We start from the raw sequence: 15940 nt of genomic DNA, 5'->3' as shown, positions 1-15940 counted from the left end.
CAATGAGTGAATCTTATAAAATCATCGACCATAACTACGACGTTGTTGTTATGGGTGCGGGCGGCGCGGGACTTCGCGCGACGCTGGGTACGGTTGAGGCCGGGCTTAAAACCGCATGTATCACCAAGGTCTTCCCGACCCGTTCGCACACTGTTGCGGCACAGGGTGGCATTGGTGCGTCGCTTGGCAACATGTCCGAAGATCACTGGCAGTGGCATATGTATGACACCGTCAAGGGGTCAGACTGGCTGGGTGATCAGGACGCAATCGAATATATGTGCCGCAATGCGGTGCCGGCTGTTCATGAACTTGAACATTACGGCATGCCGTTTTCGCGCACCGAAGATGGCAAAATCTACCAGCGCCCGTTTGGTGGTCACACCCGTGATCACGGTAAGGCGCCGGTTGAACGGGCCTGTGCCGCGGCTGACCGTACCGGTCACGCGATGCTCCATACCCTGTATCAACAGTGCCTGAAGCATAAAGCCGAGTTCTTTGTCGAATATATCGCCCTTGATCTTATCATGGATGATGACGGCACGTGCCGCGGGTTGGTGGCATGGGACCTTGATAGCGGTGAAATGCACCGTTTCAACGCCAAGATGGTCATTCTGGCATCGGGCGGTTATGGCCGTGCATTCTTTAGCTGCACCTCGGCCCATACCTGTACCGGTGACGGTCATGGCATGGTGGCCCGTGCGGGGCTTGGTTTGCAGGACATGGAATTTGTTCAGTTCCACCCGACCGGCATTTACGGTTCGGGTTGCCTGATTACCGAGGGTGCGCGCGGCGAAGGCGGGTATCTGACCAACTCCGAAGGCGAACGTTTCATGGAACGTTATGCGCCGACTGTTAAGGACCTTGCATCGCGTGACGTTGTGTCGCGTGGCATGTCACAGGAAATCCGCGATGGTCGTGGTGTTGGCGAGCACGGCGAATATATCCACCTGCATCTTGAACATCTTGGTTCGGAAGTGCTGTGGGAACGTCTGCCGGGCATTACCGAAACCGCAAAAATCTTTGCCGGTGTTGATGCGACCAAGGAACCGATCCCGGTTCTTCCGACGGTCCATTACAACATGGGCGGCATTCCGACCAACTATAAGGGCGAAGTTCTGCGCCCAACCGCCAAAGACCCCAACGCAATTGTTAAGGGCCTGATGGCCGCAGGCGAAGCCGCCTGTGTGTCGGTCCACGGTGCAAACCGTTTGGGTACCAACTCGCTGCTTGATCTGGTGGTGTTTGGCCGTGCATGTGGCATGCATGCCGCCGAAGTGGTTGATCCGAAATCATCGTTCAAGGAACTTAAAACCACCGACGGCGACGAAGCGATTGCACGTTTTGATCGTCTGCGCTGGGCAAAAGGTTCGCGTCCGACGGCAGATATCCGTTTGGAAATGCAGCGCGTCATGCAGGGTAACTGCGGCGTGTTCCGGACGGCTGAAATCCTGAAAGAAGGTAAGGACAAATTGTCTGAAACCGCCAAAACACTTCCCGATGTTGGCGTTTCGGATCGATCCCTTATCTGGAACTCGGACCTGGTCGAGACTCTCGAACTTGAGAACTTGATGACCTGTGCCGCAGCGACAATGAATTCGGCAGAAGCGCGTCACGAATCACGTGGGGCACATGCCCACGAAGATTATCCAAAACGTGATGACGAAGTCTGGATGAAGCACACCATTGCCAAGGTGGATGACGCCAAGGGGTATGCTGTTGATCTGACGTATCGTCCGGTTAACAACTTCACCCTGACCGACGAAGTGTCATACATCGAGCCGAAAGAGCGCGTCTATTAAGGCGCGGCAAGAGAGGATTTGAGAGATGGTAGAATTCAATCTTCCCGCCAATTCGGTCGTTAAAGAGGGCAAGTCGTTCTCTGCTCCGGCTGACGCGAAGAACACACGTAGCTTCAAGATCTATCGTTTTGATCCTGACAGCGGCGACAACCCGCGGACCGACACTTACGATATTGATCTCGATAAGTGTGGCCCGATGGTGCTCGATGCGCTGATCAAGATTAAAAACGAGATCGATGCGACCCTGACATTCCGCCGTTCATGCCGTGAAGGCATTTGCGGTTCGTGCGCGATGAACATTGATGGCCGCAATACGCTTGCGTGTCTTAAGCCAATTGATGACATCAAGGGTGAGGTCAAAATCTATCCGCTGCCGCATATGCCGGTGGTGAAGGATTTGGTGCCTGACCTGTCGCAGCCCTATGCGCAGCTGGCCTCGATCGAGCCGTGGCTTAAGGCCGACAGCCCGACACCGCCGGATGGGGAGCGTTTGCAGTCGCGTGAAGAACGTGCCCAGCTTGATGGGTTGTGGGAATGCATTTTGTGCTTCTCGTGCTCGACCGCGTGCCCGTCTTATTGGTGGAACTCCGACCGATTCCTCGGCCCGGCCGTTTTGCTTCAGGCGTATCGCTGGTTGGCAGACTCGCGTGACGAATATACCGGTGAACGTCTTGATGCACTCGAAGATCCGTTCCGCCTGTATCGTTGCCACACGATCATGAACTGCACCAATACCTGCCCGAAAGGCCTGAACCCGTCGCTTGCGATTACTGAAATCAAAAAGATGATTGCAGAACGCCGCGCATAATTGCGCATCGGGTTGCCCTGAAATAGGCGTTTTACGCCAACATGTTAAAGCCGCCAGTGATCTGATGATCCTGGCGGCTTTTTCTGTTCTAATGCAAACTTCGCGGCGATAAGACCGCATTTGGGCACAAGCATGAGTACATCAATGAACAATAGGCACTGGATGTTTCCGCTGAGCGGAGCGGCATATGGATTGGCGTTCTGGTATCTGAGCAGTTACGCGCCGTTGGATGAATACGCCCTGACAAGTCTGATGACATTTGTCGCAAGCCTTGCCTTTTGTAGCTGGTTTGCGGTTGGCGTGCGCAATCTGCGCGATGATGTGCTTTTTACCCTTGGCGTTTCGGTTCTTGCGGCCCTTCAGGTTTTAAGCTTTCAGGTGTTTGTCGGGTTTGATTTTGTGACCGATATTCCAACAACCGGGCTTTTGGTCTGTCAGGCGATTTGGGTTGGTATTGCGGTGGCGGTCTGGCGGATATGGGCCCGCCCGCAAACAACGGTTTTGCCAAACCATCGCGACCGTGGAGCTTTGGTACCGGAAATCTGGTCGATCAAGCTTTCGCTGGCCTTCGGGCTTTTGGCGATTGGTATTCTTTGGCCGCTTTTATATGCGCTGACCGCCCTGCTTGAGCTGGTCGGGCTTGACCAAATTTGGGACTTCATTGCCGAAGGATATATTGGTGCCCCCCTGTCGGGGGTTGCGTTTGCGACGGGTGTTTTGATTGCGCAGGAAAAAGCCAATCTTTTGATCCCGGTGCGTCAAGTGATCGGTGTGATGTTTCGCGTGCTCTACCCCATTCAGGCTTGTGGGCTGTTGGTGTTTTTGGCTGTTGCCATTTTGGGCGGCTGGGAAATCCTGATTGCGCAGGACTTTGGTGTTTGGTGGACGGTGATGGCCGCCGCCGCGGGGCTTAGTTATTTGCTGTTTGGGGCGGTTCAGGCCGGTGAGGCATCGACCCTGTTTGGCAAGATTGGTGATCGCATATTTCGGGTGACCTTGTGGATGGCACCGGTTTTTGCCGCGATTGCGATCTATACCATCTGGCTTCGGGTGGCCGATTATGGCCTAACCCCGTCGCGGACCTATGGCATTTGGGCAGCACTGTTTGTGCTGTTTGCGACCATTTGGCTATCGGTTGCGGCCTTTGGCCGTCGCCAATCAACCCCCAATGCCCTGCGCCAGACATTTGGTCATATCGGGATCTGTCTGGCGGTAACGGCTTTTGTCGTGCATCTGCCGTTGCTTGATCCTGTGACCATGTCGGCCCGCAGTCAGGAAGCCCGCCTGACGGAGAAGCTTGGGGCCGAAGCATCCTCTTCTGAGCTCTCAACCCGCACGCTGAATGATCTGTCCTTTATGGCCACCCGATTGGGGGATCCTGGGATCGCGGCTATTGCCAAATTTACGGCAAGCTATCCCGATGCCATGCCCGATCTGACCGCTTTGCGTGACCGCAATCCCAATGACCGGGGCGATATGATTGCGGCTGATCGCATTCCGATCTTTCCGGCAACGCATAAAGTGCCAAGTGATCTTGTTGATGAGCTTCTGACCGGGCCACTTGAATTTTATCGCCGGTTTTGCCGCGATGATACCGGGGCGAACCTGTGTTCGATTTTGCTGATTGATCTTGATGGCGATGGCCGCGAAGAAGCCGTGTTTTTCATCGATGAAGATTATGCCCCGGTCTATCGGTATGCCGCCGAAGACAGTGAATGGGTGTCGGTTGCGACCTTGCAGCTTGATCCCAACGACAGAGACCGGGCCCAGATGCAACGCGATTTGGAAGCCGGGGCGGTTGATGTGATTGCGCCGCGCTATTCCGACCTTAAGATCGGTGGGCAACACTGGCGCCAAACCCGCTAAAAACCATGCTGTTAATGTCTGAAAAACCGATTTGCGCTATGATGCGTCTGGCTTTTTCACCAACACAGGGAATGACTGCCGTGCCTGATTTTCGTCCCCTTAACATTCGATCCATGCGCCCGTTTGTGGCGGTTGCCATGCTGCTTGGCCTTGCGGCCTGTGGGGATACCAGTTCGAACTGGGAACCGCAGGACATGATGGCGGCACCGACACAGGCCAAGGTCGATGACCGATACCGGGCGATGATTGATTTTAAGGCGCTGTCGCGTGATGACGCGGGCAAGGAATATGCGGCGGGTCCATCGGCCACCGTTCTGGGCGCGGTCGAGGAAGCCGTTGCCATGTGCCAGCAGGCCAACGCGCAGGGCTGCAAGGCGGTGCGGGTTGGGCTGACATGGGTGGACGGGCTGGATCAGCAAACCATCGAAGGGGTGATTTCATCGTACCGCGATACCATGACCGCCGAAGCCTATCAGGCGGCCCGTCAGGGCAATATGGGGGCGGCCAACTGGCTTGCCTACCATTATGCGGTGCGCGGTGAAAACCTTAAGGAAGCCGAACGCCTTTCCCAGAATGCCTTGCAAGTGGCCCCTGATGATCCAGGTGCACTCGATACCTATGGCTTGATCCTGTATAAACAGGAACGCTACGCCGAGGCCGAAGACGTGTTTGTTGCGGTTAATAAGGCAATGCCGACGGCCGAACATCTTGCGCATTTTGCCGATAACGCGCTTGCGATGGGTAAAACCGATATGGCGCGCGCGGCCTATCAACGCGCAATGCAGGCCGATCCCAGCCCGGTGCTGTCACAAACCATCCAGAAACGGTTGCTCGCACTTGATCTTGGCGGGGCATCGAATGGTCAACAAGCCCCGGCACAATGATTTCCAACATCATTTTTGACTGTGATGGCGTTCTGATCGACAGCGAGATTTTGTCTGTTGCCATTGTTCAGAGAAGAGTGCGCGGGTTTTTAATCGGCGACGTCGGGTTTGGTGTTATAAATAGGAGGGCGTATCGCGATCCTCGTCCAATTTGGCGTTATTTTCTGGGGAAAGAAAATGCTTAAAACGTTCTTTGGGACAAGCGTTACGGCCATGTTTGTTTCTTCTTGTGTCTTTGCGGCATCCGATGAACATGCGGTTTCGGACCAGATCATTGCCGAGCAGCGCAGTGCTTTGGCGGCTGCCACTAACGGCATGGGGTATGGCCCGCAGTCGCCGCGTGACATTAATGCGCCTGCCGGTGCCAACCATCGTGCGTTCAATACGGCGCCGGTCGTGAATAAAATGGCACTGTGTGACATTCATTTCCATGAGAATGCCGAGCACAAAGGTGGCCTGTTTACGACCTTTGCGGGCAATGGTGATGGACACGGGTATGGCACTGGTTTCAGGTACGATGGTGTGCTGGCTGAAGCCGAACTTGCCCCCATTAGCATGACAGTCGGTGCCAGCGAGCATGGTGACCTTGAGCCGGGCGATACCATCGAAATTCACTTCGTATATTCGACCGCGCAAGCGACCCTTGGCAGTGGCCTTGGCACTTGTCTGAGCGATGCGACAGGTAATCCGCAGCTTCGCGTTGAGGCGGTTGTTGCCGTTCTGGTGTCGCAGGGTGGAGCAGACTTCACCAAGATGGCTCATATCGAAGAGATCAACGGGTTGAACCAAGTGCCCAACCTGCCAGCCGATCTGGGTGAGCCGGTTGTGTATGGGGGATCGACAACGGGTCCAGGCTATAACGAAAAAGGTTCGCCGTTTCAGGTGACCTGGAGTGTGCGTCCCGATGTCGTTAAGTTAAACATCGTATCGGTCGATGCGTGGTTAAAAGATAACCCGTTCAAGGAAGATCACGCCCATGGTGTGCGAAACCTTGTAACGAACCCGGACTTGTTATCGCAAATCAACTGATTGCCCGTGATGATGGCGGATATCATCGTTTGTATTTATGCGCCATGCTGTAAGTGACCGGCGGGCCGCAAAGATATGCATTACACCCAATCGAGCGTAATAACCGCGCCATCAACCAGCGGCAGGTCGACTTCGTTGAGGTTTTCCCCCGGTCCACTGCGATCAACGATTAGGAAATCACTGTCGGGTTCAAGGACCAACAGCGGATGATGCCAGACGTTTTTGGCGTAGGTGACACCTTGGGTGCCGTCCGAGATAAACGCACGTAGGGTGTCTGGTGTCGGGGTATCCGTGCCCGATGCCACCACGATCAGGAACTTTTGCCCGGCAAGTGGCATGAAGGCCTGTGAGCCGAGCGGGTGACGTTCCATCATTTTGATTTCAATCGGCTTGGTGCGTGGCGTGCCGCGAAAGATGCTGATGATCGGAGCACCACCCTGATCCCCGACATCGACGCGCGAGATGTCGTGAAAACGGGTGGTGGTGCCCAGATTGATTTTGTAAGTGTCGCGCGCGGTCGCGGTTGAGATGACCTCGCCAAATGGGGCGAAGTCATCCGCGGTGAGCGGTTCGACTTTAAGTTTCATCGACATGCATCCGCCCTATTTGCTGGTCGGTTTGCCAAGAATGCGCAAACGGCTAATACCGCCATCGGGGATCGAATTGACCCGCAAATGCGTGACCGGGCCACTGATGGTCAGGGCCGATGCATCAAATTCGTGGATATGATCGGCCTGCATTTTGCTTTCGGGCAGGATGGTCGACCAGAACATCGAACGTGCGGTGAGCGACTTGTCCTTTTCTCCATCCACATATGCGCCCTGAATGGAAACGCGGTCAGGATAGTTGCCCTTAAAGTGGCAGGTATCGACGATGATTTTTTCAATCTCGCCCGGATTGCCCAACTCAATGATCAGCCATTCATTGCCCGGTTCACGTCGGCGGCGGGTTTCCCACCCATCGCCCATATTAACCCCACGACCGGGGGCGAGAATGGCATTCGGGTTGCCGTAATGGGAATCAGACCAGCCAACGACAACCCCACCATTGATCATGGAGGCCAGATCAACCTGTTCGCCGCGGGCAGCCATGTCGGTCCAGTCGCGGTTCGGGCGGCCATAAACGCGCAGGCGCGCCACCCCACCATCGGGATAGATGTGCAGGCGGACATGGGTGTAAATGGCGTCTGATGTTACATCGGCATAGTGATGCGCGCTGGCGCCAAGGCCCATGGGGGCTACGATTTCACTCCATGTGGCATCGTCACCCGGATCACCCGCCGGGCAATAGCAGCCTTCGAGTGAGCCCGCAGGCGGGAAGTTGCCGGTAAAGTGGCTGGTGTCGATATCCACCCCGTGAATGCGGCCCGATGTTGCCAGCCGTACAACGCAGTAATCATGGCCTTCGACCCGTTTGCGGCGGCTTTCCCAGCCATCCATCCATTTGCCGTTATCGTCATATCGGTCGGGATAGAAAATGGCGTCGCCCGATTGCAGCATGCGTTGTTTATCAGCAAAGAAATCATCGGTCGCGAAAATGGCTTCTGCGCCCAGACGTTCATCGGCCAGATTAACAAAGCGCCGTGTAAATTCCGGTGCATCATGGTTTTCAGTATGGCTCATAACAGTTCATTCCTGATTTTATCGTTTGTTATTCGGTCCGAGCATTGTGGCGCGGAAGTTTTGATGGTTACAGATCTTCAAGCCGCAGCTTGGCGATGCGATGGACCTGACCAATGGCCTCGTTAAACTCGGCCTCGGCATCGTTTTTTACCCGCCGTTCAAAGGCGCTCAGAATATCAGCGCGGTCAAAACCCTTTACGGCAAAGATAAACGGGAAGCCGAATTTTTGCTTATAGGTGTCATTAAGCTCGGTAAAGCGGGCAAGTTCATCCGCACTGCATTGATCAAGCCCGGCCCCCTTTTGCTCGCTTTGTGATGAGGCGGTCAAATCGGCCAAGGCCAGTTTTCCAGCCAGATCGGGATGAGCGCGCAGCAAGGATAGCTTATCGGCATCAACCGCGCCATTGACCACGGCAGCCATCGCATCGGCAAGGGCTGTGGGGGTGTCAAGCGCGCTGCTAATGCCGCGCTCATACAATTTATGGGCGACCCACGGCGAGTGTTCATAGACCCAGCCATAGCGCGAGACAAAGGCGCTTTCGGCCAATGTGCTGGGCGGGCGGGTTTCAAAAAGCGATGGTGCGGTATTTGTCATGATGACCTTTACTTTTTTTGTTTTCTTAGCCGCCAAACGGATGATGTTTGCGCCAATGGCGTGCGATATCAATGCGGCGTGCAAACCAGACATTGTCGTGGCTTTGGACATAATCGACAAAGCGTTTGAGCGCCGCAAAACGGCCGGGACGACCAACCAAGCGGCAATGCAACCCGATGGACAGCATGCGCGGCGTTTCAGCCCCTTCTTCATACAGCGTGTCAAAGCTGTCTTTGAGGTACTGGAAATACTGTTCGCCGGAATTAAACCCCTGCATGGCGGCAAAGCGCATGTCATTAGCATCAAGCGTGTAAGGCACGATCAGATGCGGGGTTTCGGTCTGGGTGCTCCAGAACGGCAGTTCATCGCTGTAATCATCGGCATCATAGAGGAACCCGCCCTCTTCGGCGACCAAGCGGCGTGTATTGGGGCTGGTGCGCCCGGTGTACCACCCCAGCGGGCGTTCGCCGGTGATGCCTTTGATAATCTCAATCGCCTTGTGAAGATGGTCGCGTTCGACGTCTTCGGACAGATATTGGTAATCAATCCAGCGATAGCCGTGCGAGCAAATCTCATGCCCGTCCTTCATTGCGGTTTCGCCAACCTTGGGATTGCGCGCCAGCGCCATGGCAACGGCAAAGACCGTGATCGGGATTTGGCGTTCGCGAAACAGGTTTAAAATGCGCCAGACACCAACACGCGATCCATATTCATAGATCGACTCCATGCTCATGTGGCGGACACCTTCGCGCATGTCCGCGCCAACGATTTCCGACAGAAACGCCTCGGATGCCTTATCGCCATGCAGGATGCAGTTTTCGCCACCTTCCTCATAGTTCAGGACGAACTGAACCGCGACGCGGGCCTTATTTGGCCAGTTGGCCTTGGGCGGGGTATCGCCATAGCCAATCAGATCGCGCGCATAATTCTGGTCGCTCATTTCTGCCTCTCCTGCCTTCTTTAGTATCCCTTGCTTTGTCTGCCGGGATGTTTGGTGTAGCATCTATGGGTATAGCATTAACCATAGGTCGCAGTGCAGCAAGGAAGAACTCCGTTGCTGTAGCGCCGCACTATCAAGACGACTTTGATAATGTTCCTGGACGGGATCAGCAGTTTGCCACGTTTTTGTGGTCGTTATGTCATGGCCCTTGGGCTTTTGACCATTGTTTCGTACCATTCTGCACGAAGTGACGGAATTCGTTTTTCAAAGAATTATTGATATAGTTTCACTTTATCGCCTCTTTCCGAGAACGGGTCGTAATGCGACCCTTTTTAAAATTGCCCTAAACGAGACGGGCTTAAAAGAACATCGCTCAAAATTGGTACGGCACAAAATCACCAAATAGAATGCCGACCTGGGGAGAAGCGATCGACCACCATATAAGAGTTTGAGAGAGGGAGGCCCGCCATGGGACGACTGACGACGCATGTACTCGACACGGCAAAAGGCTGCCCGGCGGGTGGTATCCGGATCGAGCTGCATCGTTTTGGCAATGGCCATGATGACCTTGTTGCCGAGGCGGTGACCAATGTTGATGGTCGGACCGATGCACCGATGCTCGACGGGGCCTCATTCAAGCCCGGTAAGTATCAGATGGTTTTCCATGCGGGCGATTATTTTGACGCCTGTGGGACAGAGCTTCCTGACCCGAAGTTCCTTGATCAGGTTGTCATCCGGTTTGGCATTTCAGACGGGCAGTCGCACTATCATGTGCCGCTTTTGCTGTCGCCATTCGGCTATTCGACCTATCGCGGAAGCTGAGGCCGAGCATGACGCAACACACCGACATCACTATGCGCCCTGACATCCGTTTCCTTTTGGGAGACGAAGAACGCAGCCTGCGCAACATTGATCCGCAGATGACGGTTCTTGATTACCTGCGTCTTGAAGAACGCAAATCAGGTACGAAAGAAGGCTGTGCGGAGGGGGATTGCGGGGCCTGCACCGTCATTATTGGTGAGCCAAATGGCGATGGGGGCATGGCCTATCGCACGGTGAATGCCTGTATCCAGTTTGTCCCGACCCTTGATGGCAAACAGCTTTTGACGGTCGAGCACCTGAAATCCAAGGACGGCAGCCTGCATCCGGTGCAGCAGGCGATGGTCGAGACCCATGGATCGCAATGTGGTTTCTGCACACCCGGTTTTGTCATGAGCCTGTATCAGCTGTGGCTGGATGGTGGCGAGGAGGATCGCGGGGCGATCAATGATGCGCTGGCCGGTAACCTGTGCCGGTGTACTGGTTATGGCCCTATTATTGAGGCGGCGCGGAATGCTGGCGGTGTTGCCGCCAATGATACAACTGAACAAAAACGCCGGACTGATCTTGCGACCCGCCTGAGTGATATGGTCAAGGGTGCCGGGACTTTGGCGGTGGAACATGCTGCTGGCCGCTATTACGCGCCGCGCACATCTGATGAGCTGGCGGCCCTTTTGGTAGCCCATCCGCACGCAACCGTACTGGCGGGCGGAACCGATGTTGGGCTTTGGGTGACCAAGATGCTCAAACGGCTTGATCCGATCATTTACATTGGTGACGTTTCTGATCTGAAATCGGTGAGTGAAACCGAGACGGCCGTGACCATCGGGGCCGGTGTGACCTATAGCCGCGCACATGATGCGCTGGGGCGGGTGGCGGCCGATGTGGGTGAGTTGATCCGTCGCATTGGATCGCGGCAAATCCGCAATGCCGGAACTGTCGGTGGTAATATCGCCAACGGATCACCGATTGGTGACATGCCGCCGGCCCTGATTGCGCTGGGGGCGAAAATTGTCCTTCGCATGGGCGATGTAACGCGCGACGTGCCATTGGAAGAATTTTTTGTCAGTTATGGCAAACAGGACCGGATGCCCGGCGAGTTTGTACAAAGCGTGATCGTGCCCAAACCGGCATCGGGCATGACATTTAAGGCCTATAAAATTTCCAAACGGTTTGATCAGGATATCACGGCGGTTCTGGGGGCCTTTGCGATCCGGATTGCGGATGGCAAGGTGGCGGAATTCCGTGCCGCGTTTGGCGGTATGGCCGGGACCCCGATGCGGGCCAAGAAATGCGAGGCGGCCTTGATCGGGCAGGACTGGAATGAGGCCAGCCTCAGTGCGGCACAGCTTGCCCTTGCCAGTGATTTTGCGCCGATGACCGATATGCGGGCATCGAAGGAATACCGCATGCTGGTCGCGCAGAACCTTTTGACCAAGCTGTTTATCGAAACCAGCGCGCCCGATATTGCCACCCGCCTTGTCGGTAAGGAGGCTGCACATGTCTGACCCATCTGCAAACAGCCAAGCCGAAGACCTTATTGCTCCGACTGCCGGTTTGTCGGGTGGGGTGCGTACCGCGTCCAAGCATGATAGCGGCCCGAAACATGTGGCGGGCGAAGCGGTTTATATCGATGACATTATCGAGCCATTCGGCACGCTGCATCTGGCCCCCGGTGCGGCGACCATCGCGCATGGCAAAATCACCAAAATGGATCTGTCCAAGGTCCGTTCAGCACCCGGTGTGGTGTGCGTTTTGACCGCCGATGATGTGCCCGGTGTTAATGACGTGTCCCCGGCCCATACCCATGATGAGCCGGTTTTGCCCGACGGATTGGTGCAGTTTTATGGTCAGCCGGTGTTTTGTGTGGCGGCCGAAACCCGCGCGCAGGCGCGTGCCGCCGCCAAACTGGCGGATATCGAATACGAAGAATTGCCTGCGGTTCTGTCGGTGGATGAAGCGCTTGAAAAGCAGCTTTTTGTCGCACCACCCCATGTGATGAAACAGGGGGATGCGGCGTCGGCACTTGCCAAGGCCAAGCATCGCCGGTCGGCCCGAATGGAAATTGGCGGGCAGGATCACTTTTACCTTGAAGGTCAAATCACGTTTGCCATCCCGCAGGAAGACGGTGACGTGTTGCTGCATTGCTCAACCCAGCATCCGTCCGAAGTGCAGCACAATATCGCCAATGTGCTGGGCCGTCCGGCGAATGCGGTGACGGTTGAAGTACGCCGTATGGGCGGTGGGTTTGGCGGCAAGGAAACGCAAGCATCCCAGTGGGCAGCACTGGCCGCCATAGTGGCGGTGAAAACCGGACGACCGGCGAAATTCCGGCTGGATCGGGATGACGACATGATCATGACCGGCAAGCGTCATGATTTCATTGTCGATTATGATGTTGGCTTTGATGATGACGGGCGGATTTGGGGGCTTGATATTCAATATGCCGCCAATTGCGGTTTTTCGGCCGATTTGTCGGCTGCGATTGCCGACCGGGCGATGTTCCATACCGACAATGCCTATTACCTTGGCGATGTTGAAATTCGGTCGTATCGCTGCAAAACCAATCTTGTTTCGAATACGGCCTTTCGCGGGTTTGGCGGGCCGCAGGGCATGGTGGCGATTGAACGCATTATTGATGAAATCGCGATGACCGTTGGCCGTGATCCGCTGGATGTGCGGATTGCGAATTATTATGGGACCGATGATCGCAACACGACGCCCTATCACATGGTGGTCGAAGACAATGTTCTGGGTGATCTGACCGACGATATCCTGAACGCTAGCGATTATCGCAAACGCCGGACGGAGGTTGAGGCGTTTAACGCGCAAAGCCCGGTTTTAAAAAAGGGTTTGTCTTTAACCCCGGTCAAGTTTGGCATTTCCTTTACCACGTCGTTCCTGAACCAGGCCGGGGCGTTGATCCATGTCTATCAGGACGGGTCGGTGCATTTGAACCACGGCGGGACGGAAATGGGGCAGGGGCTTTTTATCAAGGTCGCCCAGGTCGTCGCCGAGGAATTCCAGATCGACCTTGACCAGATCAAGATCACCGCGACCAATACCGGCAAGGTGCCCAATACATCGGCCACAGCCGCCTCAAGCGGGGCGGATATGAACGGCATGGCGGCCCGCGATGCGGCGATGACGATCAAGAACCGATTGATCACGTTTGCAGCCGAAAAATACGGTGTGGCCGAAGCCGCAGTGCGGTTTGTACCCGGTAAGGTGATTATCGGCGATCAGGCGGAGCTGAGCTTTGCCGATGTGATCAAGCAGGCCTATCTCGCACGGGTGTCTTTGTCGGCGACGGGTTATTACGCGACGCCGAAAATCCATTACGACCGCGAAAATGCATCGGGCCGGCCGTTTTATTACTTTGCCTATGGCATGGCCTGTTCCGAGGTTTTGATCGATACCCTGACCGGTGAAAACAAGGTCACGCGGGTGGATATCATTCATGATGTCGGGCAGTCGCTTAATCCGGCGATTGACCGTGGTCAGATCGAAGGCGGCTTTATCCAAGGCATGGGGTGGCTGACCACCGAGGAGCTTTGGTGGGATGATCGCGGCAATCTGCGCACCCATGCGCCATCAACCTATAAAATCCCGGCCTGTTCAGATCGACCGGAAGATTTCCGCATGGAATTGTGGTCATCGGGACGCAATGTTGAAAAAACCATTCACCGGTCCAAGGCGGTCGGGGAACCGCCGTTGATGTTGGCGATTTCGGTTCATCGCGCGATTGCCGATGCGATTGCCTCGGTCGCCGATCATAAGGTGATCCCGGAACTTAATACCCCGGCAACGCCCGAGGCGGTTTTGTATGCGGTGGCCGATGTGGCCAAGCGGATGATGCAAAATGTCGGGCAATCCATGCCCGCAGCGGGGGAATAAGGCATGACCCTGTCGCATGGTGCACATATTGATCTGTTGGCATCGCCGGGCCCGGTGATGCTGGTCAGTGTTGCGGCCATTCGCGGATCAACCCCGCGTGAAGCAGGTGCCTTCATGCTGATCGGGTCAGACGGCATTTCCGGTACGATTGGTGGTGGCAACCTTGAACATCAGGTGACGCGCCGCGTGCGCGATGCATTTGCCGCAGCAGAGGATGTTAGCGCTAACATCCCTGACATTGCCAATGCTGAAATCGTGCGGTTCCCGCTGGGGCCGGGCTTGGGTCAATGTTGCGGCGGGTCGGTTGAGGTCGGGTTTCATCTGCTTGGGTCGTCGCAAAAGGCCATACTTTTAAACGCCTTCAAGCAGCTTGTTAGCGGTGGCGGGCAAAACGATGGTCACTGGATCATGCTGCCGACCAATGACAATCATCTCGCTGTGGCCGATGCCGAGCAATCAGCGGTGTTGATGCGGACCTTTGGTGCGTTGCGCGGCGGGATGATGAGCCATAACGGGGTGGATATGCTGTGTTTGCGTCTGGATGACGCGGCGACACCGGTGTGGATTTTCGGGGCCGGGCATGTCGGCACGGCACTGGTGAATGCCTTGGCACCCTTGCCGTTTGACATTCATCTTGTCGATCTGCGTGAGGACTATCTGACTGGACTGACCGGGGCGAAACTTCAGGTGTGTCACAGTGATAAACCGCAAGATGAAGTCGCCGATATTCCCGCTGGTGCGCATGTTTTGATCCTGACACACAACCACGCGCTTGATTTTGACATTTGTCGGGCGGCTTTGGTGCGCGGTGATCTTGGCTTTGTCGGCATGATTGGCAGTCAGACCAAACGCGCGCGTTTTATCCGGCGGCTTACCGATCGGGGTTTAAGCGCAGCAGCGATTGGTCGTTTGACCTGCCCGATTGGTGTTGGTGGGATTACCGGCAAGCAACCGGCCGTGATTGCGGCGTCAGTTGCCGCGCAATTGCTGTCTGTGCGCGAAGCGCAGATGGCGCAAAATCAGCCGATTAAAACCGCATCAGACGGGGCGGGTTGATTTTACGACCTTCATTGAAGGTGTTTTTAATGATAAAGGGCCGCGTTAATGACGGCCTGATCAGGTGATCTGGTTTGCCAGATCAAGGGTTTCGCAAAGGAGAACTGGCAGTGTGTGATGCCAAAAAGGGCCATATGCGCCATGCCGTGGATTTGTCCCGGCAAAAAATGGACGAGGGATGTGGTGGACCGTTCGGGGCAATCATTGTGCGCAATGGTGAAGTGATTGCCGAAGGATGGAATAACGTCACATCGACAAACGATCCAACCGCGCATGCCGAGGTCAGCGCCATTCGTGCGGCGTGCGAAAAACTTGGCAGTTTTGACCTTTCGGGGTGTGAGATTTACACCAGTTGCGAACCCTGCCCGATGTGTCTTTCGGCGATCTATTGGGCCCGTCTTGACAAGATCTATTATGCCAATGGCCGCGATGATGCCGCCGCCATCGGATTTGACGATCAGTTCCTGTATGATGAGGTGGCAAAGCCGATCAAGGATCGGTCCTTGCCCATCGAGCATGTCGATGTGCCCGAAGCGCGCGAGGTTTTCGCCGCATGGGATACCAAAACCGACAAGATCGCATATTGAGACCGTTTGATTGCAGCACAGAATGCGGTAAAACCGCC

At 55.4% G+C, this 15940-nt stretch carries 14 protein-coding genes; 10 read left to right on the top strand and 4 right to left on the bottom strand.

Annotated elements, in window-relative coordinates; genetic code table 11:
* The first annotated feature begins 2 nt into the window (after positions 1–2).
* The 5 genes from sdhA to AMM48_RS06995 all read left to right on the top strand — a co-directional run bounded on the left by sdhA (position 3) and on the right by AMM48_RS06995 (position 6386).
* Positions 3–1799, top strand: coding sequence for a succinate dehydrogenase flavoprotein subunit (sdhA, locus tag AMM48_RS07020; protein ID WP_102783468.1), 1797 nt, complete (start codon positions 3–5; stop codon positions 1797–1799).
* 25 nt (positions 1800–1824) lie between these two features.
* Positions 1825–2607, top strand: a complete 783-nt coding sequence (locus AMM48_RS07015) for a succinate dehydrogenase iron-sulfur subunit (RefSeq protein WP_022732620.1) — start codon at positions 1825–1827, stop codon at positions 2605–2607.
* A 144-nt stretch (positions 2608–2751) separates the two neighbouring features.
* Positions 2752–4473 carry a DUF4153 domain-containing protein gene (locus AMM48_RS07010; RefSeq protein ID WP_158246435.1) on the top strand — a complete coding sequence of 574 codons (1722 nt, stop codon included), beginning with the start codon at positions 2752–2754 and terminating at the stop codon, positions 4471–4473.
* Positions 4474–4553: 80 nt separating this feature from the next.
* The gene (locus AMM48_RS07005; protein WP_244271144.1) at positions 4554–5357 is read left to right on the top strand and encodes a hypothetical protein; all 804 of its coding nucleotides are present in this window, start codon (positions 4554–4556) and stop codon (positions 5355–5357) included.
* 177 nt (positions 5358–5534) lie between these two features.
* Entirely contained in the window at positions 5535–6386 is an 852-nt protein-coding gene (locus tag AMM48_RS06995; RefSeq protein ID WP_102783465.1) for a delta-class carbonic anhydrase, read from the top strand.
* Between the two features lie 80 nt (positions 6387–6466).
* Here AMM48_RS06995 and AMM48_RS06990 read toward each other — a convergent pair whose 3' ends face one another.
* From AMM48_RS06990 to puuE, 4 genes are all read right to left on the bottom strand, one after another.
* Positions 6467–6973 (bottom strand): ureidoglycolate lyase, encoded by a 507-nt coding sequence (locus tag AMM48_RS06990; protein WP_102783518.1) that lies wholly within the window; start codon positions 6971–6973, stop codon positions 6467–6469.
* A 15-nt stretch (positions 6974–6988) separates the two neighbouring features.
* Positions 6989–8008: an allantoicase gene (gene alc / locus AMM48_RS06985; protein ID WP_102783464.1), complete on the bottom strand. Its 1020-nt coding sequence runs from the start codon at positions 8006–8008 to the stop codon at positions 6989–6991.
* A 67-nt stretch (positions 8009–8075) separates the two neighbouring features.
* Positions 8076–8603, bottom strand: a complete 528-nt coding sequence (gene uraD / locus AMM48_RS06980) for a 2-oxo-4-hydroxy-4-carboxy-5-ureidoimidazoline decarboxylase (RefSeq protein ID WP_102783463.1) — start codon at positions 8601–8603, stop codon at positions 8076–8078.
* Between the two features lie 25 nt (positions 8604–8628).
* Entirely contained in the window at positions 8629–9543 is a 915-nt protein-coding gene (puuE, locus tag AMM48_RS06975) for an allantoinase PuuE (protein WP_102783462.1), read from the bottom strand.
* A 468-nt stretch (positions 9544–10011) separates the two neighbouring features.
* Between puuE and uraH the strand changes: the two genes are divergently transcribed.
* The 5 genes from uraH to AMM48_RS06950 all read left to right on the top strand — a co-directional run bounded on the left by uraH (position 10012) and on the right by AMM48_RS06950 (position 15902).
* Positions 10012–10365, top strand: a complete 354-nt coding sequence (uraH, locus tag AMM48_RS06970; protein ID WP_022732611.1) for a hydroxyisourate hydrolase — start codon at positions 10012–10014, stop codon at positions 10363–10365.
* An 8-nt stretch (positions 10366–10373) separates the two neighbouring features.
* Complete coding sequence (gene xdhA / locus AMM48_RS06965; protein WP_244271142.1) at positions 10374–11870, top strand: xanthine dehydrogenase small subunit; 1497 nt, start codon at positions 10374–10376, stop codon at positions 11868–11870.
* Positions 11863–14259, top strand: coding sequence for a xanthine dehydrogenase molybdopterin binding subunit (gene xdhB / locus AMM48_RS06960; RefSeq protein WP_102783461.1), 2397 nt, complete (start codon positions 11863–11865; stop codon positions 14257–14259). Before xdhA ends, xdhB begins: the two co-directional genes overlap by 8 nt.
* A gap of 3 nt (positions 14260–14262) precedes the next feature.
* Positions 14263–15315: a xanthine dehydrogenase accessory protein XdhC gene (gene xdhC / locus AMM48_RS06955; protein WP_102783460.1), complete on the top strand. Its 1053-nt coding sequence runs from the start codon at positions 14263–14265 to the stop codon at positions 15313–15315.
* A gap of 110 nt (positions 15316–15425) precedes the next feature.
* A complete protein-coding gene (locus tag AMM48_RS06950) occupies positions 15426–15902 on the top strand; it encodes a nucleoside deaminase (protein WP_198413505.1) in 477 nt (158 codons plus the stop codon).
* The last annotated feature ends 38 nt before the right edge of the window (positions 15903–15940 follow it).

Origin of the sequence: Thalassospira sp. GB04J01 (assembly GCF_000751115.1) — a bacterium.
In the GTDB taxonomy this organism is placed as follows: domain Bacteria; phylum Pseudomonadota; class Alphaproteobacteria; order Rhodospirillales; family Thalassospiraceae; genus Thalassospira; species Thalassospira lucentensis.
The sequence above is the reverse complement of the archived record's forward strand: the minus strand, read 5'-3'. Positions and strand labels throughout refer to the sequence as shown.

Coding starts and splice junctions, on each gene's coding strand:
- sdhA (WP_102783468.1), top strand. CDS start 3: ATGAGTGAATCTTATAAAATCATCGACCATAACTACGACGTTGTTGTT.
- AMM48_RS07015 (WP_022732620.1), top strand. CDS start 1,825: ATGGTAGAATTCAATCTTCCCGCCAATTCGGTCGTTAAAGAGGGCAAG.
- AMM48_RS07010 (WP_158246435.1), top strand. CDS start 2,752: ATGAACAATAGGCACTGGATGTTTCCGCTGAGCGGAGCGGCATATGGA.
- AMM48_RS06995 (WP_102783465.1), top strand. CDS start 5,535: ATGCTTAAAACGTTCTTTGGGACAAGCGTTACGGCCATGTTTGTTTCT.
- AMM48_RS06990 (WP_102783518.1), bottom strand. CDS start 6,973: ATGAAACTTAAAGTCGAACCGCTCACCGCGGATGACTTCGCCCCATTT.
- alc (WP_102783464.1), bottom strand. CDS start 8,008: ATGAGCCATACTGAAAACCATGATGCACCGGAATTTACACGGCGCTTT.
- uraD (WP_102783463.1), bottom strand. CDS start 8,603: ATGACAAATACCGCACCATCGCTTTTTGAAACCCGCCCGCCCAGCACA.
- puuE (WP_102783462.1), bottom strand. CDS start 9,543: ATGAGCGACCAGAATTATGCGCGCGATCTGATTGGCTATGGCGATACC.
- uraH (WP_022732611.1), top strand. CDS start 10,012: ATGGGACGACTGACGACGCATGTACTCGACACGGCAAAAGGCTGCCCG.
- xdhA (WP_244271142.1), top strand. CDS start 10,374: ATGACGCAACACACCGACATCACTATGCGCCCTGACATCCGTTTCCTT.
- xdhB (WP_102783461.1), top strand. CDS start 11,863: ATGTCTGACCCATCTGCAAACAGCCAAGCCGAAGACCTTATTGCTCCG.
- xdhC (WP_102783460.1), top strand. CDS start 14,263: ATGACCCTGTCGCATGGTGCACATATTGATCTGTTGGCATCGCCGGGC.